The 19764-nt window shown below is 71.5% G+C and carries 15 protein-coding genes; 4 read left to right on the top strand and 11 right to left on the bottom strand.

What is annotated here, in order from left to right; genetic code table 11:
- Window positions 1–11: 11 nt before the first annotated feature.
- Window positions 12–1946, bottom strand: coding sequence for a threonine--tRNA ligase (gene thrS / locus R3E98_04170; protein ID MEZ4422580.1), 1935 nt, complete (start codon window positions 1944–1946; stop codon window positions 12–14).
- 369 nt (window positions 1947–2315) lie between these two features.
- On the opposite strand from thrS, the gene R3E98_04165 reads away from it, so the two are divergent.
- Window positions 2316–3704 carry an oligosaccharide flippase family protein gene (locus tag R3E98_04165; GenBank protein MEZ4422579.1) on the top strand — a complete coding sequence of 463 codons (1389 nt, stop codon included), beginning with the start codon at window positions 2316–2318 and terminating at the stop codon, window positions 3702–3704.
- On the opposite strand, the gene R3E98_04160 is transcribed toward R3E98_04165, so the two are convergent.
- The 6 genes from R3E98_04160 to R3E98_04135 are packed head-to-tail and all read right to left on the bottom strand — an operon-like array spanning window position 3695 to window position 11538.
- Window positions 3695–5170, bottom strand: coding sequence for a glycosyltransferase family 39 protein (locus R3E98_04160; protein ID MEZ4422578.1), 1476 nt, complete (start codon window positions 5168–5170; stop codon window positions 3695–3697). The two genes, R3E98_04165 and R3E98_04160, sit on opposite strands and share 10 nt — an antisense overlap.
- Window positions 5167–6195 (bottom strand): methyltransferase domain-containing protein, encoded by a 1029-nt coding sequence (locus tag R3E98_04155; GenBank protein MEZ4422577.1) that lies wholly within the window; start codon window positions 6193–6195, stop codon window positions 5167–5169. The genes R3E98_04160 and R3E98_04155 overlap by 4 nt, the downstream gene beginning before the upstream one ends.
- Complete coding sequence (locus R3E98_04150) at window positions 6192–7916, bottom strand: glycosyltransferase family 39 protein (GenBank protein ID MEZ4422576.1); 1725 nt, start codon at window positions 7914–7916, stop codon at window positions 6192–6194. Before R3E98_04150 ends, R3E98_04155 begins: the two co-directional genes overlap by 4 nt.
- A 10-nt stretch (window positions 7917–7926) precedes the next feature.
- Window positions 7927–9630 (bottom strand): multicopper oxidase family protein, encoded by a 1704-nt coding sequence (locus R3E98_04145; protein MEZ4422575.1) that lies wholly within the window; start codon window positions 9628–9630, stop codon window positions 7927–7929.
- Entirely contained in the window at window positions 9611–10174 is a 564-nt protein-coding gene (locus tag R3E98_04140) for a hypothetical protein (GenBank protein ID MEZ4422574.1), read from the bottom strand. The genes R3E98_04145 and R3E98_04140 overlap by 20 nt, the downstream gene beginning before the upstream one ends.
- On the bottom strand, window positions 10171–11538 hold the full coding sequence (locus R3E98_04135; GenBank protein ID MEZ4422573.1) for a hypothetical protein: 1368 nt from the start codon (window positions 11536–11538) through the stop codon (window positions 10171–10173). The genes R3E98_04140 and R3E98_04135 overlap by 4 nt, the downstream gene beginning before the upstream one ends.
- Before the next feature lie 111 nt (window positions 11539–11649).
- On the opposite strand from R3E98_04135, the gene R3E98_04130 reads away from it, so the two are divergent.
- Together R3E98_04130 and R3E98_04125 are read left to right on the top strand one after the other, a co-directional pair.
- Window positions 11650–12549 (top strand): class II glutamine amidotransferase, encoded by a 900-nt coding sequence (locus R3E98_04130; protein ID MEZ4422572.1) that lies wholly within the window; start codon window positions 11650–11652, stop codon window positions 12547–12549.
- 162 nt (window positions 12550–12711) lie between these two features.
- Window positions 12712–14496, top strand: a complete 1785-nt coding sequence (locus R3E98_04125) for a glycosyltransferase family 39 protein (protein ID MEZ4422571.1) — start codon at window positions 12712–12714, stop codon at window positions 14494–14496.
- Window positions 14497–14707: 211 nt separating this feature from the next.
- On the opposite strand, the gene groL is transcribed toward R3E98_04125, so the two are convergent.
- Together groL and groES are read right to left on the bottom strand one after the other, a co-directional pair.
- On the bottom strand, window positions 14708–16336 hold the full coding sequence (gene groL, locus R3E98_04120; protein ID MEZ4422570.1) for a chaperonin GroEL: 1629 nt from the start codon (window positions 16334–16336) through the stop codon (window positions 14708–14710).
- Window positions 16337–16411: 75 nt separating this feature from the next.
- A complete protein-coding gene (gene groES, locus R3E98_04115; GenBank protein MEZ4422569.1) occupies window positions 16412–16717 on the bottom strand; it encodes a co-chaperone GroES in 306 nt (101 codons plus the stop codon).
- A gap of 392 nt (window positions 16718–17109) precedes the next feature.
- On the opposite strand from groES, the gene R3E98_04110 reads away from it, so the two are divergent.
- Entirely contained in the window at window positions 17110–18201 is a 1092-nt protein-coding gene (locus R3E98_04110) for a squalene/phytoene synthase family protein (GenBank protein MEZ4422568.1), read from the top strand.
- Here the strand turns inward: R3E98_04110 and R3E98_04105 are convergent.
- Both R3E98_04105 and R3E98_04100 read right to left on the bottom strand, forming a co-directional pair.
- Window positions 18182–18967: a type III pantothenate kinase gene (locus R3E98_04105; GenBank protein MEZ4422567.1), complete on the bottom strand. Its 786-nt coding sequence runs from the start codon at window positions 18965–18967 to the stop codon at window positions 18182–18184. The two genes, R3E98_04110 and R3E98_04105, sit on opposite strands and share 20 nt — an antisense overlap.
- A gap of 8 nt (window positions 18968–18975) precedes the next feature.
- The gene (locus tag R3E98_04100) at window positions 18976–19764 is read right to left on the bottom strand and encodes a biotin--[acetyl-CoA-carboxylase] ligase (protein ID MEZ4422566.1); all 789 of its coding nucleotides are present in this window, start codon (window positions 19762–19764) and stop codon (window positions 18976–18978) included.

Genomic DNA, 19764 nt, shown 5'->3' with positions numbered 1-19764 from the left:
CCGACCCCGCGTCAACCCTCCACGGCCGGGAGCGCCCGCGTCCGGATCTCCTCCCGGAGACGGGCGGCGAACTCGGCCCGGTCCAGCACCTCCTGCTTCTTCCCCGCCCCGCGCCGACGCACGGCCACGGTCCCCGCCTCGGCCTCCCGCTCGCCCACGACCCCCATGTAGGGGACCTTCATGAGCTCCGCGTCCCGGATGCGGGAGCCGAGGGTCTCGCGGTCGGCCAGGTGTGCCCGGATCCCGGCACGGACCAGGTCGTCCACCAGCGCCTGGGCGCTCTCCTTCCACTGCTCGGCCACCGGCAGCACCCGCACCTGCTCGGGCGCCAGCCAGAGCGGGAAGTCGCCGCCGTAGTGCTCGATCAAGCCACCCACGAAGCGCTCCATGGAGCCCACCAGCACGCGGTGCAGCATCCAGGGCCGATGCCGCTCGTTGTCCTCGCCTATGTACTCGAGACCGAAGCGCTCGGGAAGGTTGAAGTCCAGCTGGACCGTGGGGCCCTGCCACAGACGCCCGAGCGCGTCGATCAGCTTGAAGTCCAGCTTGGGCCCGTAGAACGCACCCCCTCCGTGATCGTAGGTGAAGGGGACCCCGCGCTGCTCCAGGACCGAGGCCAGCACGCCTTCGGCGCGGTCCCACTGCTCCGTGGACCCCAGGGCCTTCTCGGGTCGGGTGGCCAGCTCGATCGTGTACGGATAGCCGAACGTGGTGAGCATCTCGTCCACCAGGTCGAGCAGGCGCTCGATCTCGCTCGGCACCTGGGCCTCGGTGCAGAAGACGTGGGCGTCGTCCTGCGTGAAGCCGCGCACCCGGAGCATCCCGTGCAGGACGCCACTGCGCTCGTAGCGGTAGACCGTCCCGAACTCGGCGTACCGCAGGGGCAGCTCGCGGTAGGAGCGCTGGCGGGCCTGGTAGATGGTGATGTGGCCCGGGCAGTTCATGGGCTTGGGCCGGTAGCGCGCGCCTTCGACCTCCATCGCGCCGAACATGTTCTCGGCGAAGTTCTCGAGATGGCCCGAGATCTCGAAGAGCCGCTCGCTCACGATGTGCGGAGTGTAGACGAGATCGTAGCCGTGGCGCACGACGAGCTCGCGCTCGTAGGTCTCGATCTCCGTGCGCACGACGCCGCCCCGCGGATGCCACAGGATCAGCCCGGGGCCGACACGGGCGTCCACGGAGAAGAGGTCGAGCTGCTTGCCGAGCAGCCGGTGGTCGCGCTTCTTCGCCTCCTCGAGGCGCGCCAGGTGTTCGTCCAGGTCCTTCTTCGAGAAGAACGCGGTCCCGTAGATGCGCTGGAGCATCTGGCGCTTCTCGTCGCCACGCCAGTAGGCGCCCGCCGCCGACAGCAGCTTCACGTGCTTGATGCGCCCGGTGCTCGGCACGTGCGGGCCTCGACACAGGTCCAGGAACGGACCGTTGCGATAGACCGTGATGACCTCGTCGTCACCGAGCTCCTCGAGCCGCTCGAGCTTGAGGGGATCGTCGGCGAAGAGCGTACGCGCCTCCGCCTTGTCCACCCGACGCCGCTCGAACGACTGGTCGGCTGCGAGCACGCCCGCGAGCACGGCCTCGATGCGCTCGAGATCTTCGGGCGTGAACGGCCGCTCGACGTCGAAGTCGTAGTAGAAGCCGTCGTCGATGCTGGGGCCGAAGCCGATGCCCGCCCGGGGGTCGATCGACCGCACCGCGGTGGCCAGCGCGTGGGCGGCCGAGTGCCGGAGCACGCCCAGCGCCTCGGGATCGCGCTCGGTGAGGATGCGGAGCCGGACGTCGTGGTCCAGGGGACGCATGAGGTCGACGACCTCGCCGTCCACCTCGGCGGCGAGGGCGGCCTTGGCCAGCCCGGGGCCGATCGCGGCGGCAACGTCGCCCCCCGTGGATCCACGGGGAAGCTCGATCACCCTTCCGTCCGGAAGCGTGACCTGGATGGTGTCGTTGGACATGGGAGCTCGGAGTCTCGGCCGGGCCTACCGTGCCCGCGCGCGCAGAACGTGGAAGGGCGGTGCGCCCTCGGGAAGCGTCCCAACATAACCCGACGAGGGCGGGGTTCAAGGCAGGCCCGGGCGCGGGGTGCGCGGCCGGACGCCCCGCGGACGCGGGTGATCCACGGCACGCCGCGGAGGTCGGTGGCCCGCTCCACGCATGCCTCGCCACAAAAGGGGACCGACCCGGACCTGGCACGATGCTCGCTCCCCGGTTGCGTCCCGCCGCGCCGCTGACGAGCCTTCCCGCGGCCCCCACCCCGATCCCGAGACCACGCCCTGACCACCGTTCCGCCTTCCGGTCCCCTGCCCCCCTCCGCGGAGCGCGCGGTGGCCCGCGGCTTCCTGGCGCTGGGCGCCGGCGAGGCCGCGGCCCGCGTGCTCACCTTCGCGGGACACGCCTGGGTGGCGCGGCAGCTCGGCGTCGGCGTCTACGGTGTGATCTCGCTGGCCGCCGCCGCCTTCCTCTACCTGCAGCGCGTGGCGGACGGTGGGTTGACCCAGGGGCTGGGGCTGCGCGAGCTGGCCGCCGATCGCGCCAACGTGGAGCGGCTGGCGCCGTCCCTGATCGTCGCGCGCCTGCTCCTCTCCACGGTCCTGGCGCTCCTCGTGGCGGCCGGCGCGCTCGCCCTGCTGCCCGCGCCCGACGGACCCGTCCTGGCCGTGATGGCGCTGGTGCTCCTGCCCTACGGCGCCAGTCCGTTGTGGGTGGCGCTCGGGCTCAAACAGGCGCGCGCGGTGGCCGGAGCACGCACGGTCGCGGAGCTGGTGGTGTTGGGCCTGCTGCTCCTGCTCGTGCACGACCCGGGCGACGTCGCGCGCGTCCCCGCCGCGCAGCTCGTCGGCGAGGGGGTGACGGCCCTGCTGCTCGCGCTCGCGCTCCGGAAGAGCGGAGTCCACCTGCGTCCCACGCTCGTGTGGGCGCGCGTCCGCCCGCTGGTGCCCCGTGCCCTCCCCCTGATGCTGTCGGGGCTGATGGCCCTGGTGGTCTACAACTCCGACTTCTTCTTCCTGCGCATCTTCCGGGACTCCACCGCCGTGGGGCTCTACGGTGTGGCGTACATGCTGGTGTCCTTCCTCCTCAACCTGGGCACGGCGTTCAACCAGAGCCTGCTGCCCACGCTCGCGGGACTGGAGGCAGGCTCTGTCGAGGAGCGCTCCCTCTACCGCACGTCCATGGCGCAGGTGTTCGCGCTCACCCTACCGGCGGCGGTCGGGGGCGCGCTCGTCGCGCCCGGCATCATCGCCCTCGCCTTCGGGGAGGGGTACGCGCTGAGCGCGCCCGCGCTGGCCTGGCTGCTTCCGTCCGTGCCGCTGGTGCTCCTGCGCGGCGTGCCCACCATGGCGCTGATCGCACGCGGACGCGAAGACCGGGTGCTGCGCATCAACCTCGTGGCCACGGGCGTGAATCTCGCCCTCAACTTCGCGCTCATCCCGGGGCTCGGGATCCTGGGCGCAGCGCTGTCCACGGTGGGGACGGAGGTGGTGCGGCTGGCCGCGGCACTCGGACACGCCCGCGCCGAAGGCTTCGCGCTGGACTTCCTGCCCCGCTTCCTGCGTCCCGCGCTGGCGGCGGCGGGGATGGCGGCCCTGTTGCTCGCGCTCCCGCACCTGGGCGTCTTGGTCGCGGTCCCTCTGGGCGCGCTCGCGTATGCGGTCGGGCTGACGCTCGTCGGCGGAATCCGCTGGGAGGCCGGCCGGCCTGTCCTTCAGGTCTGAGGTCGGGGCGGGAGGCGGCAGGCGTAGATGTCACCGCTTCCGAGCGTGCCGTCGAACTGCTGGCGCGCCTCACACTCGGATTCGACCTGGCGCGCCAGGTCGGGATGCGTGCTCTCCAGGTAGCGCGGGAAGACGTACACCACCCAGACCGGCCCCTGCGCGCGCAGCGCGCTCACCCGCGCGTCCTCCCCGTCGGGGATGGCCTGCCACGGCCGGGGCAGGTAGTGCTCGAAGGGCCACACGGAGACCCCGGCCGTGACGATGGGCTCGTCGGCCGGCACGTTCGCATCCACCCACGCGGCCGTCCCCACCCAGTCCTGCTTGGGGTAGGCGTAGTTGTAGCCGAGCGAGCGCACGAACACGAGCGCGATCAGCGCGACCGCCACGGCCGCCCCCTGCCCCGACCGGACGCGGGCGCGCTCCGGATCGGAGACCAGACGGGCCGCGACCCAGGCGCTGGTGGCGAACACGCCGCGCGCGAGGATCAGGAAAGCGAAGCCCACCAGGAAGAAGAAGAACCGCGGATACATGGTGCCGCGTGCGGCCAGCGCACCCAGGATGGTCACGAAGCCGGGTACGACGAACAGCGCGCACGCGAGCGGGGACTTCCTGGCGTAGCTGGCGACGCCCACGAAGAACAGCGCTGCGCCGGCCAGCAGGCCCGGACCGGCGCCCACGCCGGTGGAGAGCACGCGCCCGAGCTCGGCCACGGCCCACGCGGGCGTGGAGATGCCGCGCAGACGGGACGGCCGGTTGAGGAAGAAGTTGAGCACGTCGTCCAGCATGGGCGCATACAGCAACACCGTGACGACGGCCGATCCCACCAGCGCCAGCGCCGGCAGCCGCCAGGTGCGGAAGCGGCGGCCGGCGGAGTCGGGCACGAGCTGCAGACCGGCGAGCACGAGCGCGTGCCCGAACGCGGCGAAGACCATCGTGAGATGGGTGTAGGCGCCGAGACCGACCACCACCGCGTAGGCGAGCACGTCACGCGGACGACCCTGCTCCAGGATCCGGAGGAGCAGGTGGGTGGACAGTACCGTGGCGAGCGCGATCATCGTGTAGCCGCGCGCGTTCTGCGAGAACCACACATGGTGGTAGGACACCGCGAGCAGCAGCGCCGCAGCCAGTGCTTCGCCGCGGCTCACCCACCGGCGGCCGAGGACGTAGACGGCCGGTACCGTCGCGACACCCGCCAGGAACGCAGGCAGCCGGATCACGCGGTTGCTCTCCCCCAGCCAGGTCACGGCTCGATTGGCCAGGGCAGAGTAGAGTGGATGCTGCGTGTCGCCGGTGAACGTGGTGAGCAACGTACCGAAGGGGATGCGGAACGACTCCACCAGCGAGTACATCTCGTCCACCCACAGCCCGCCGCCCAGGTTGATCCACCGCAGGATCGCGGCCACGACGGTCACGGCCACGATGGCCGCCGTCCACATCCCATCCCCGCTGCGCGCCGGCGACCTCATGGGCGCCCTTCCGCGGCGGGCTTGCGCGCCACGGCGCTCAGCAGCGGGCCCACCGTGAACAGCAGGGACTTGAGCCCCGGCGTGCGCCGCACCACCTCGTAGGCGCCGATGGCGGCACCCACGGCTCCCTTGAAGTGCGCGCGCTGCTCCGCGGAGAAGCCGGGCAGGAACAGGCGAGGCTCGCTGAAGCGCGCATCGCGCAGCAGACGCGTGAGCGTCCTGCGCGAGAGCAGATGACGGACCGGGGGGATGGCGCCTTTGGCGCGCGCGTAGCGCGCCGTCCACGCCGCGGGCAACAGGCTCCCCAGCGGCAGGCCCGTGTGCGGATCCGGCCCGACGCTGAACCGGTTGGGTGTGGACAGGAAGCAGGTCCCACCCGCGCGCAGCACCCTGTGCGCGTCGGCGACCGTCGCGGCTTGATCGCGGCAGTGCTCGATCACCGAGTCCAGGGCCACGACGTCGAACCGCTCCTCCTTGAAGGGCAACGCCTCCGCGTTGGCGCACAGCAGCGGCAGGTCCAGGCCGGCCTCCTGGAGCCGCGCACGCCCCAGCACCAACCAGCGGAACGCCACATCCACGCCCACCACCGGACCGTAGCCCGCACGGGCGGCGGCGACGAGCAGCGGCCCGGTGCCGCAGCCCACGTCCAGGAAGGCGCCGCCCTGCCCCACCCCGCCGGCCTCCTGGCGCCAGCGGGCCAGCGAGGCCTGGGCCCGGGGGCCCGCCGCGAGGAGGCCTCGCTTGTACATGGCCGCGTCCGCCGGAGGGACGACCGAGGTCATGGAATAGTAGTGGTCGATGAGGGCCTCGAAGCCCCGCGTGGTCGCCGCCTCCGCCACCGCGCGTCCCTTGGCCCGATCGTCCTCGGGGCCGATGTAGGGATCGGGCCACCGACGGAGATCCGGGATGCCGGCCACGACCGGGTAGCGCGCCCCACAGGTGTGGCAGCGCCACGACTCCGTGGCGGACGCGTCCAGGTCCGCCCGACAGGCGGGGCAGACGACCTCGATGCCCTTGTAGATCATGAGGCGGCGGTGGATCTCCTCGCGAAGACCCGGATCGGGGGACTCACGGTCGGATAGTCCAGCGGCGGCCGCTGCACCCAGGGGAGCAACGGGCGCGACTCGAACGTGCGCACGAGCGCATACTCCGTGCCTCCCTCCATCAGGGCCCGGTAGAGCGTCGGAGGCAGCGAGATGCTGTGCGGCCCGGTGGTGGCCTGCGTGGTATGGTCCGGGACGACCAGCACGAAGCGGGGCGTCCGCTCCCGCCACCCGTCCAGGATGTCCCGGGTGGTGGCGGCGGTGGTGTCGGTGGGACCCAGGATGCCCAGGTAGAGCGTCGCCTGCCGGGAGGCCACGCCCGCCTCCAACGGCGGCAGCTTCTGGAAGGGGCCGAAGTGCTCCACGGTGTCGCCGGGTTCGGTCCGCTCGGCCAGCCAGGCCGCGGCCTCGTAGCGGGTGTCGCCCAGCATGGCCCACGTGACGTCCACGCCGCGCAGCGCCCCCAGCCCCAGCGCCACCACGGCCACCCCCGGGAGGGCGCGGGCCAGCGGCCCGGCCGCACGCAGACCGACGACCGCGAGCCGCGCCGCGAACGGCGCCAGCAGGACGGCGGTGGGCAGCAGGTAGCGGAGCTGCGTCACGCGCTGGCCCAGGAACATGTAGGCCGTGTAGCCCAGGACGGGCAGCAGCAGCGGCCACCGGTCGCGCTCGCGCGCCAGGACCCAGCCGACGCCGGCCAGGGCGAGCAGCAGCCCGGGCAGCGTCATCACGTCGATCAGCAGCTCGACCTGCCGCTGCGCGTAGGCCACCGAATCGGAGAGGGTCATGGCGTACGTGCGGATCACCCAGTTGCCCCCCCCGGACGCCGCGATCTGCGAACGGCCTCCGATGAAGCGGAGATGGGCCACGTAGCGCGACGGCTCGATGAAGAGCCCACTCCCGATCCCCAGCGCGAGCACGGAGGCGAGCAGGCCGGTGCCGTTCACCTTCCAGGAGAATCCCTCGCGCGGGGCCGGCCGCAGGCGCAGGCCCAGGAGCGACGCGATGGGGATCAGCAGGAACGCGCCGGCAGCGGCCTCCTTGGTGGCGAGCGCGCAGCCGGCCCACACCCCCAGCCAGGCTGCGCGGCGCGCGGTCCACCCGTCGCGCAGCGCCGTCGCGAACGCGGCGGTGGCGAGCACGATGAAGGCCAGCATGGGCACGTCCACGTTTCCCGTGCGTGCGTAGTAGAACATCGGGTACAGCGTGAGCACCGTTCCGGCGGTCCACAGCCCGGTGCGGCGGTCCCAGCCGACGAGGCCGATCCAGTACGCGCCCACCACGCACAGCACACCGAATCCCACAGTGACCAGATGGGCGATCCCCGAGAGGACGCGCAGACTGCGCACGGGGTCGGCCAGGCCGAAGGGGTATTCGCCGGTGGGATCGCTCAGGCCACCCGTGACCAGCAGCCCCGCCATGTAGGGCGCGTAGGCGCCCGCGACCACGAAGGGATAGAGCAGCGGATAGCCGAGATTCCGGTCCGGTTGGGGCGCGAGGATGTTGGAGACCTCCGCCAACGGCCCCAACGGGGTCTCGTCGTCCACCCCCCAGGACTGGGTGCGCAGGGGGTCGGTGGCGTGGGGTGCGCCCCACCAGAACGCCGGGACGTAGCACAGGAGCGCGATCAGCGCGACGCCCAGCAGGCGTGCGCGCTCCCCCTTCAGGGTGGGGCGCTCGGCCTCCACGCGGGTGTGGACCACGCTGGACCGATCAGCCGCCCTGCACGTGGAACGTCCCCATCATGCCCGCCTCGAGGTGCTCCGAGATGTGGCAGTGCATCATCCAATCGCCGGGATTGGTGATGTCCACGAGGAAGTCCACGGTCGAACCGACCGGTACGACGGCCGTGTCCTTCCACACGAGGTTGTCGGCGGGTACGCCGTCGCGACTCACGACCAGGAAGCGCTGGCCGTGGATGTGGAAGGGGTGCTGCATCGGATGGAAGGACTTCGGATCGTTGAAGATCCGGATCTTCACCACGTCCCCGACGGTGAAGGACCAGTCGATGTCCATGTTCTCGAGGCCCGTGGCCGGATCGCGCATGATCCACGTGACCTGGGCGCCGGTCGACAGCCAGTTCATCATGGGCATGGCGTCGTTCCACTCGACGGGTGGCACGTAGAGCGTGTCCATGAGCATGGACTGGACGATCGGGTTCGGCAGGTCCTGGACGCGGACCGTCAGCTCCAGCTCGTGGTCGGGCTCCCGGTCGAACTCCGCCCGGAAGCGCTCGATGTCGGCGATCACGTCCGGGTGGCTGCGCAGCGTGCCGAACGCCTGCCCCAGGTCGGGGCTGGCGGCGCCGGCGCCGACGCGAACCGTCCCCAGCGTATCCACGTGCGGGTAGAACTCGCCTCGGAAGTGGTTCACCGCCTGGATGGAGTTGGTGATGGCCACGGGGCCGCTCTCCTCGAAGCGCACGTCGACCACGTAGCGCTCGGCCGGAGCGATGACGACGCTCTCCACCCACTGCTCCTGCTCGTAGCGACCCACGTCGGAGGCCACGATCTTCACGCGTGCCCCGCCGAAGACCACGTTGAACGTACGGGTGTTGGCGACGTTGGTGAGGAAGAAGCGCACGACCTCACCCCGGTCCACGTCGAGACCGTACTCCGTGGTGCCGTTGACCAGCATCACGGTGCCGAACCGGCCCATCAGGGCATGCGTGGGCGTGCTCTCGCCCCAGGGGATCAGACCCTGCTCGTCGATGAGGACGTCGTCGAGCACCAGCATCTCCTGCCGGTGCGCGGGGCCGTAGTAGTCGGGGTCGGGCGAGTCCACCAGCAGGTTGCCGTAGAGGCCGAGGTCCTGCTGGATGTATTCCAGCACGTGCGGGTGGTACCAGTAGATGCCGGCGTCCGTGACCTTCACCTCGTAGAGGAAGGTCTCGCCGGGCGCGACCGGTGGCTGCGTCAGGCCGGGCACGCCGTCGAAGCGATTGTCGAGGCGCACGCCGTGCCAGTGCACGGTCGTCGGCATCTCGATGTTGTTCGTCAGCCGCACCACCACCGTCGTACCCTGCGGCGCGCGCAGGAGGGGTCCCGGGTACTGGCCGTCGTACCCGTACATGAGGTAGCTCTGTCCGGCGATGGTGCGCCGCACGATGCTGACCTCCATGTCCACGGTGTCGCCCGCCTGCACGTCGATCATCTCGGAGGGACGCGCCTCGGGGAACGACTCCGGATCCAATCCCGTGCCCAGCAGGAACGGCGCCACCGGAGGCAGCGCGGTCTCCAGCCCCGGCAGCATGGGCATGTTGGGATCCATCGGCGGCATGCGCCACGCCGCCGGATCCCCGGACATGGTCATCCCCTGGTGATGCTCGTGCTGCGCCGTCAGGGGCGCGACGGTGGAGCCCAGCAGCGCAAGCAGCAGCGCGAAGCGACGGAGCGCCTCAGTACCCGTACGCCGCACAGTTCTCCTGCTGGAAAGGGCCGTGCCCGGCCATCGTGTGCATCAGTCCCGACCGCGAGATGCCCCGCAGCACCACCGGCCCCTGCCAGCGCTCGCCCGTGGAGCCCGCTTCCTCGAGCGTCACGATGACCAGGAACTTGTTCCAGGCCACCGTGCCACTCGCGCGACCCGAGGCATCCAGCGTGCCCAGGCGCTCGGCCTCCGCGAGCGTGTTCATCGCCACCCAGACGGCGTACTCCCGCCCCGCGGGCGCCGGGGGGAGCCGGTGGGTGGTCACGTCCAGGGCGTACCGATAGCTGCCGTCCGCCTCGAGCGTCACGCCGAACGGAGAGCGCACGAACGACACGTCGGCGCCTCCGCTGGAGCGGCGCGTCCCGGGTACGGACGCCGTGGTGACGAGCGTGATGTTGTAGTAGTCCGCCGCGGGAGCCGTGCAGAAGCCCGGGGCCTCTGCGACCGGAGCGGGGGTGCCCCCCGCTCCGGTCAGCGCCAGAGGGATCAGCGCGAGCACCCCGGCCCGCCGACGGACCCGTGCCGGAATCATTGCTGTTCGCTGACCGGCCGGCCGGGTCCGCGGTCCCACTTCTGCACGCTGGAGATGTCGGGCATGCCCCACTGCGTGCCGTTCCACCCGCCGAAGCCGTCCATCCGGAACGTCCAGATGCCGGTGGACATGTCGCTCACGACGATCAGGCCGTCCTCGTTGCGGATGTCCACGCCGAAGGTGCCGTTGAACATCGGGTAGCGGTAGTCGGGATCGTTGGGCGGCCCGATGTAGGTGTCGTAGTAGCCGACCGTCACCGGGTTCTTCGGATCCATCAGGCTGAAGATCTGCAGCCCGTCCAGGTAGCCGGAGACGAACACGTAGGGCCAGCGTACCTCGTGGTTGTGGACGAGGTTGTCCCAGCTGGCCGTCCAGGCGGAGATGGGGCGGTTCACGTTCTGGACCTGGCCGCTCTCCGCGTAGCGGTCGAGCGCCTCCTGCAGGTCGAAGATCCGGAGCGGTGCGTACTGGTACTCCGTCTCCGCGATGACGTAGCGCCCGTCGGGGCTGGGTGTGAACGTGTGCCCGTACTGCACGCCCTGGATGTTGTTCAGCGTCACCATGAGCTTGGGCGTGGTCAGGTCCGTCACGTCGTAGACGTAGTACCCACCCGTGCCGCCGCCGTAGAAGCGGTCCGTGTTCGTGTCGGTGTGGAAGCCCACGTAGAAGTCGTGATAGCCGCGACCTCCGCGCGTGGACGTGTTCTCCGGCACCGGCACCCGGCCCGCGAGCGCGCGGTCCATGTCCCCGGCCACGACCGCTTCGAGGTCGTAGACGTTGGCGTAGGGTCCGCTGACCGTGGTGAAGAGATACGGCTTCCCGTTCGAGTGCTTGTAGATGAAGATGTTGTGGAAGCCGCCCTGGTGGTCGGGCTCCCGGATGCGCGCCACCTCCCGCACCTTGGACACGTCCGGCAGGTCCGTCACGTCCAGGACCACGGCGCCCATGTCCGAGTCCGGCCCGCCCTGCCCGAACTGGAGGGACTGCACCACGTAGTAGCGGCCGTTGGACTTGAAGTACTTCACGTCCATGCCGCCCGTGCGCAGGTGCAGGTCCTGGTCCTCGATGCGCCACTCGTAGATCACCCGCGGACGCGACGGGTCGGAGATGTCGACGATGTCCATCCCCTTCCCTCCGTGGTCGCCGTACTGCATGCGGGCCACGTAGGCATAGGGACGCTCGAGCTCCTGTTCGAGCTCCATGTCCGCCACGGAGAGCGCGTGGCCCATCGGCGTATGGCCGAGGACCTCCATGTTGTCGCTGCCTGGCTTCATGGGAGACCAGGCGGGGCCATTCTGGGCCAGCGCGGGAGCGGCCGAGCCGAGGGCCAGGGCCAACGAGAGGACGACGGACCGACGGGGCATGCGGGCCTCCTGCGAGGGATCTCGGTGCCAGGAGGCAAACCTAGGCCCGGATACGGAGGGCCGGCAACCGGGCGCTCCACCGCCGCACCCCGGGCGCCGATACTCCCCGACATGTGCCGCTTCACCCTCTACCTGGGCCCGCCGATCCGGCTGAGCACGCTGCTCCTGGATCCGTCCCACTCGTTGATCCGGCAGAGCACGCACGCCCGGGAGCGGGAGGAGCCGCTCAACGGGGACGGGTTCGGGGTGGGCTGGTACGTGCCGGAGCTGACCCCCGAGCCGGCCGTCTTCCGCTCCATCACCCCGGCCTGGAACAACCGCAACCTGACCAACCTGGCGCGCGTGGTCACGGCCCCCTGCATCCTGGCCCACGTGCGCGCGGCCACCCAGGTGAGCGGCGTGAACGAGGCCAACTGCCACCCCTTCCGCTACGGTCCGCTGCTGTGCATGCACAACGGCGACGTCGGGAGCTTCGCCCGCGTGCGCCGTCCCCTGCTCCAGACCGTCTCGGACGAGGCCTTCGGCAACGTCTACGGCAGCACGGACAGCGAGCACCTGTTCGCCCTGGTGATCGACGAGCTGGGCCGCCGGACCGGCGCGGCGGGCGCGGACGCGCTCGCGGACGCGTTGGCGGCGGCCATCTGGCGGGTGGTCGACCTGGTGGCGGAGCACGGAGGCGGGGCTCCGAGCTACCTCAACCTGGCCTTGTCGGACGGCCGCTCGGCCGTGGTGTCGCGCTTCTCCACCGACGCGGAGCACGGTCCGGAGTCGCTCTACGTCTTCCAGGGAGAGCTGTACGTCCCCGACCGGAGACGGGGGGCCGGCCCGCCCCCCGGGAACGGATCGGCCCTCGCGGGTCCCTCCGTGGTGGTGTCGTCGGAGCGGCTGACGGAGGATCCGGGATGGGTGGAGGTCCCGCGCAACCACCTGGTGGTCCTGGACCCGGACCGGGCACCGGTCTTCCGCGCCTGCGCGCGGCCCCCCGGCCGCGAGGTGGCACGGAGCGCCTGAGCCGCCCCTCGGGGGAACGGAGCTTGCACCACCCCCGGCCACCCAGCGCGGAGCGCGTCCGGCGCCGGTTGCGGGAGGTCCCGGCACGCTCTAGCCTCGGACTGCCCGACGCCGCCCGGCCGGGCCGCCGCTCCCGGACCGCATCCCCCCGGCCCCGAGTCCATGGCCCCGCCGCCCCGCCGTACCGCCTGGATCCTGTTCGCGATCGCGCTGGTCCTGTTCCTCCCCGGGATCCGGTGGGGCCTGCCCCACGCGACCGGAGCCGACCGCATCCTGGCCTGGGGCGCCGACGAGGTGGGGACGCTGGGACCGGTGGCCGAGCTCTACAGTGTGTTCCTGAACCCACAGGTCTTCAATCCGCAGTACCCGCTCTTCCACTACTTCGTGATGGCGCTGTTCGTCGTTCCCTACCTGGCGTACCTGCGCCTGACCGGGGGGCTGAGCGGGTTGTCGTCGGAGTATCCGTACGGGTTGGCCGATCCCGCGAGCGCGTTGGCCACCATGACCCTGCTGTCCCGCCTGGCGAGCCTGCTCATGGGGGCAGGGCTGGTCGTGGCCACGTGGAAGGCGGCCAGCCTCCTGTGGGGCCGGCGCGCCGGGCTGCTGGCGGCGCTCTTCACGATGCTGGCCGTGCCGGTCGTCTACTACGCCCGGACCAGCAATGTGGATCTGCCGGCCCTCTTCTGGACCTCGCTGGGCTTCGTGGTCTTCGCCCGCGCGCTCAAGGACGGGCTCACGCCGCGGCGCGGGATCTGGCTCGGCGTGTGGGCCGCCGTCGCCGTCGGGACCAAGGACAACAGCTGGGCGTTCTTCCTGGCCATGGGCCTGGCCGTCACGGCGCTGCAGCTGCGCGCGCCGGGCCCGCTCGCCGAGCGGCTCAAGCCGCTCTGGATGGGAATGGCCACCTCGGCGGCGCTCTACGCGTTCACGAGCGGTCTGGTCTTCCGACCGTCCCGCTGGCGGCAGCACGTGGACTGGGTGGTCGGAGCGGCCGTCTCGCTCGAGTATCCGCGCACGCTGGCCGGCGCGGCGGGCCTGTTCGCGGAGATGGTGTCGCAGATCGCATCCGCCATGGGGTGGGTCGGGCTCCTCGCCGCCCTGGCGGGCGTCTACCTGAGCCGACGCCAGCCCCGCACCACCTGGCCGGCCCTGGCGCTGATCGTCGTGCCCGTGCTGACGATCTTCCCGGTCTGGTTCCTGAACATCCGCTTCGTGCTCCCGCTCGTCTGGCTCCTCGGGCTCTACGCCGCCGTCGCCTTCGCGGAAGGCCTGGACGCACGCTCGGTCGGGACGCGCCGGGCCACCCTGGTGGTGCTGCTGGCGTCGTCGTCATGGCTGTTCGTGCGCGGCCTCGATCTCACGTACCAGAGCCTGCGCGACGGCCGCTATGCCATGGGAGCGTGGCTGGAGCAGCACGCCGCCGACCAGACCGTCGGCTACTTCGGGTCGTTCCGGAAGCTACCGCCGGTGCCGGCTTCGCTCGCGTGGCACCGCCTCCACGACGTCTGCACCCTGGAGGAGTGGGCGGGCGCGCCCGACATCCTGGTGATCATCCCGCAGCTGCAGTACGGGCTCGAGCACGAGTGGGAGATCACGGGGCCCACCTGGGATGCGATCGTCGACGGTCGACTCGGATACGAACGGGTGTGGCGCGCCCCCGACCGCGGTCTCTTCACGCGCCTCCCGATCCCGTTCGTCGACCCACCGATGCAGGTCTTCGCTCGCGGGGACTTCCTGGCCACGGTGCCGGAGGAGGCCCGGCGCACCCAGCGGGACCCGGCGCTGCTCGCGCCCCTCGAGCCGGTCCTCGCCCCGTGGATGCGCCGCGCGCGCGGGGTCGTGTGGTGGAGCCGGAACGAGCACCTCCCACACCCCTGCGGCCAACGCGACCTGTGGGATCCGTTCGGCGTGGAGCCGCCGCCGCCGTTCATCCACGCGACGGAGTGAGCCGTCCGTCCCGCGGCGGGGGACGCCGCCGGTGGGATGGCGGCGGACGGGACCGCTCCCCGGATGGCGAGGAAGCGTCGCGGAGCGCGCGGGTGGCATCCGTCGCGCCCCCGGGCCGGACCCCGAACGGCGACGCCCCGGCCTCCCGGAGGAGACCGGGGCGTGCCCGATCACAGCGCCGGACGGCTCGGCCGTCCGGTTCGGATCCTTCCTAGTACATGCCGCCCATGCCGCCGGCGCCGGGCATCGCCGGCTTCTCCTCCTCCGGCTTCTCCACCACGACCGCCTCGGTGGTGAGCAGCAGGCCCGCGATCGACGCCGCATTCTGCAGCGCGCTGCGGACCACCTTGGTCGGGTCGATCACGCCCGCCTCGACCAGGTCCTCGTACTCGCCGCTCTGCGCGTTGTAGCCGAAGCCCGACTTCTTGGCCTCGCGCACGCGCTCGACCACGATCGAGCCCTCGCCACCCGCGTTCTCGGCGATCTGCCGGATCGGAGCCTCCAGGGCCCGACGCAGGATCTGCACGCCGATGGCCTCGTCGCCCGACGCGTCCACCTTGTCGAGCGCCTTCTGGGCCCGCAGCAGCGCGACGCCACCACCGGGCACGATGCCTTCCTCGACCGCGGCGCGCGTGGCGTGGAGAGCATCCTCCACCAGCGCCTTCTTCTCCTTCATCTCGGTCTCGGTCGCCGCACCGACGTTGATGACCGCGACGCCGCCGGCCAGCTTGGCCAGCCGCTCCTGCAGCTTCTCGCGGTCGTAGTCGGACGTCGACTTGTCGATGGCGACACGGATCTCGTCGATCCGGCCCTTGATGGCCTTCTGGTCGCCGGCGCCGTCGATGATGGTGGTGTTGTCCTTGTCGATCACGATGCGCTTGGCGCGGCCGAGATCGTTGACGACGGTGTTCTCCAGCTTGTAGCCGACTTCCTCGGAGATCACCTGGCCGCCGGTCAGCACCGCGATGTCCTGCAGCATGGCCTTGCGACGATCACCGAAGCCGGGCGCCTTCACGGAGCAGACCTTCAGCGTGCCCCGCAGCTTGTTGACGACCAGCGTCGCCAGCGCCTCACCCTCGACCTCCTCCGCGATGATCAGCAGCGGACGGCCCATCTGGGCGACCTTCTCGAGGATCGGCAGCAGGTCCTTCATCGACGACACCTTCTTGTCGTGGATGAGGATGACCGGATCCTCCAGGACGGCCTCCATGCGCTCCGGGTCCGTGACGAAGTAGGGCGACAGGTAGCCGCGGTCGAACTGCATCCCTTCGACCGTGTCCAGCTCCGTGGCCAGGCCGCGGGCCTCCTCCACGGTGATGACGCCGTCCTTGCCGACCTTGTCCATCGCCTCGGCGATCAGGTCACCGATCTCGGAGTTGTTGTTGGCCGAGATGGCACCGACCTGCGCGATCTCCTTCTTCCCCTTCGTGGCCGTCGAGAGCTTCTTCAGCTCGGCCACGACGGCCTCGACGCCCTTGTCGATCCCGCGACGGATGCCCATCGGGTTCGAACCGGCCGTCACGTTCTTCAGGCCCTCGGCGAAGATCGCCTGGGCGAGCACGGTGGCCGTGGTGGTGCCGTCACCGGCGACGTCGGAGGTCTTGGTGGCGACCTCCTTCACCATCTGGGCACCCATGTTCTCGACCGGATCCTCGAGCTCGACCTCCTTGGCGACCGACACACCGTCCTTGGTGACGGTCGGGGAGCCGAACTTGCGATCGAGGACCACATTCCGCCCCTTGGGGCCGAGCGTCACCTTCACGGCGCGGGCCAGCTTGTCTACACCGCTCTTGAGGCGCGCGCGGGCTTCGACGTCGAATCCCAGCTCTTTCGCAGCCATGGTCTGTATCGTCTCCTAGCGAGTTCGCGATGTGCGTACGTATGCAGAAGCGCAGCGTATCCGCTGCGCTACGTGCTACTTGATGATGGCGAGGATGTCCGACTCCCGGAGGATGAGGTACTGGTCCCCATCCACGGTCACCTCGGTGCCCGAGTACTTCCCGTAGAGCACCTTGTCCCCGGCCGACACGTCGGGCGCCAGCCGCTTGCCCTCGTCGGACAGCTTGCCGGGGCCCACCGCGATGACCTCCCCCTGCTGCGGCTTCTCCTTGGCCGTGTCAGGGATGTAGAGGCCACCCCGCATCTCTTCCGCCTCATCGAGGGGCTTGACCACCACACGATCCGCCAGGGGCGTGATCTTGGTCGCCGCTTTGGTCGCCATGCTTGGCTCCTCCATCCGGATGAACCTGTTGAGCGCTCCGACGGCCGCCCCCCCGGGCGGTGTCGTTAGCACTCACTGCGCTTGAGTGCTAGTAAGGTAGGAAGGGCCGCAGGGACGTCAACCGGGGGTGGGCGGCCGGAGGCCTCTCCCAGGGGCACCGACGGCCCGGACCGACCGGGCGTGGTGCTCCGGGAGGGGCGGCGCCTGGACGTCAGCCGCTCCCTGACCGATCCGGGGGACGGGTCGACCGCGCCCCACCCGAGGGCTGCGACCGGGGCGTCGACAGGGGCGGGCGGCGGACGGCGCCGAGCCAGCGGCGTACCGCCCCGGGCACCGCGGCCCGGCCCTGGGCGGGGTATCCCCGGCCTTCGGCGAGTCGCTACCTTCGGCCCATGTCCGCACCACCCAGCCCTGCCGATCACCGCCGCGCCGAGCTGCTCCGGATCGCCAGCCGGACCTTCGCGGTGGGCATCGAGCGCCTCCCGGCCCGCCTGCGCGAGCCGGTCCAGACGGCCTACCTGCTCCTCCGGGTCTCGGACTACCTGGAGGACTCCGAGACGCTGCCCGAGGTGCGCAAGGTGGCGCTGCTCCGGGCCTGGGCCGACGCGCTGGACGCCGAGGCCCCGTCCCGTTCCACCTCCCATCCCGGCGCAACCCCCGACCCCGGGGCGGTCTTCGAGGCCGCTGCGGCCGGGGCCTCCTCGGCGCCGGGGCCTGCCGCCTCCGACTTCGGCACCCTGCTGGGCGCGGTGGACGAGGAGACCCCCGACGCGGCGGTGGCCCGGGAGTACGCCCTGGTGCTGCAGGCGCTGCGGGCCCTGCCCGAGCCCCGGCGCGGGATCGTGCAACGCCATGTCGGGGACACCACCCGCGGCATGGCGCGCTGGGTGGAGCGTGGGCCCGACTTCGAGGACGAGGCCGACCTCGACGACTACATGCACGAGGTCGCGGGGCGCGTGGGATGGTTGCTCACCGACCTGTTCGCCGCGGAGAGTGCGGAGGTGGCCACCGACCGCGCGCGGATGAACGACCTGGGCCGCTCGTTCGGGCTGGGCCTGCAGACCGTGAACGTGCTGCGCGGCCTGCACCAGGATCACCACCGGGGATGGCTGTACGTGCCGCGCACCTGGCTGCGCGATGCGGGGCTGTCGGGCCCCGAGCTGTTCGAGCCGGCATACCGGCAGCAGGCTCTCGCGGTCCTGGAGCGTCTGACGTCCAAGGCGGCGCGGCACCTGGACGACGCCGTCCATTACACGCTCGCGCTGCCGCGCCGCCTGCACGGAGTGCGCGTCTTCTGCGCCCTGCCCCTCTTCTTCGCGCTGCGCACGCTGGCACTCACGCGCTCGAACCCGGACGTCTTCACCCGCGAGGTCAAGATGACCCGCCCCGAAGTCGCGCGCATCGTCGCGCGCACCCAGCTGCTCGCGTGGAGCAACACGTGGGTGCGGGGGGCCGCCGCCCGGCTCAGCCGCCCCGGGCGCTGAGCTCCCCGCCCGCGAGCATCAGACCGCGCAGCGTCAGCAACGGCTCCACCCGCTCGACCGTCCGACAGTGCGGCCCGAGCAGCGTCGAGAAGCCACCCGTCGCGACGACCAGCGGCTCCGCGCGGCCCCACTCCGCGCGGATGCGATCGACCATCCCGTCCACCCCGTCGACGGCCATCCAGAACACGCCGCTTCGCATGCAGTCCTCGGTGCGCCGCCCGATGACGCGCTCGGGGAGCTCCAGGCCGATGCGCGGCAGCTTCGCCGTGCGCTGCGAGAACCACTCGAGTCCCACCGATACGCCGGGCGCGATCACACCTCCCTGGAAGACGCCGTCGGCCGTGATGCAATCGAACGTGGTGGCCGTGCCGAGGTCCACCGCGATGGTGTCGCGTCCGTAGAGGCGCGCGGCGGCCAGCGTGTTGACGATGCGGTCGGCGCCCACCGTGAGCGGCTCGTCCACGTCCAGCCGCACGGAGAGCGGCGAGGACGCCTCGACCGTGAAGACCGCCCCGGGGGCCAGGGTCTCGAGCGCCGCCACCAGCACCGACGTCACGCGCGGCACGACCGAGCCCACGACCGCGCGCTCGATCGGGGTGTCGCCGTGCCCCGCTTCGGCGAGCAGGGCCCGCAGCAGCACACGCACCTCGTCCGCCGTGCGGGGCATGTGGGTGCTGAGGCGCCAGTGGGCCACCATGTCGAGCGTGCCGGGCCGGGCCAGGCCCACCACGGTCTCGGTGTTGCCGACATCGAACAGCAGGTGCATGGACCTCCTCACGGTTGCGGCGGAGCGTCCGCCGTCGAATCCACCACCGCACGCACACCCCCCGAGCGCACCACCACCACGCTCCCCTCGGAGGTGCGCACGCGGAGCCCTCCCGCCTCATCCACCCCCATGGCCTCTCCGGAGGGCCCGGCGTCACAGCGGACCTGCCGACCGTGCAGCGCGTCGCGTGCCGACCAGGCCGCGTGCCACGCGGAGGCGGGCGCGCTCCAGGCGGCGCGCAGGCGTTCCAGGATGGCGCCGGCCAGGCGCGCGCGCGAGCCCGGCTCCGTCGGGCCGCCCGCCTCGACGATGGACGTGGCCAGGCCCTGCAGCTCCGGCGGGAAGTCTTCGCGGTGGTGGAGCACGTTGACGCCGATCCCGATCCGGAGCGGCGCGCCCGGAGCTGTCTCGCAGAGGATGCCCGCGATCTTTCGTCCGCCCAGCTCGACGTCGTTCGGCCACTTGAGGCGGGGCGCCAGGGGGGCGAAGGCCCGCTCGATGGCCTCGGCCACGGCCACACCCGCCAGCAGCGGTGCGGGGCGCCCGTCCGTCAGCACCGGCGCCAGCACCGACATCCACAGCCCGCGCCCCGCCGCCGAGCTCCAGACGCGGCCGTCACGTCCCCGGCCCGCGGTCTGCGCCTCCGCCAGGACGACCGCCCACGGGCGCAGGCCCCCGTCGACGCGTTCGCGCAGGCGGTCGGCGGTGGAGCCCAGCCGGTCGTGGATCTCGAGGGCCTCCAGGTCCCACGCGTGGGCGAGGTCGGAGACCTGCCGGCCCTCCCACCGCCTGCGCAC

This window comes from Gemmatimonadota bacterium, from assembly GCA_041390125.1.
Taxonomy (GTDB): Bacteria; Gemmatimonadota; Gemmatimonadetes; order Longimicrobiales; family Gaopeijiaceae; genus JAGQIF01.
This window is presented reverse-complemented; position numbering and strand designations above follow the sequence as displayed.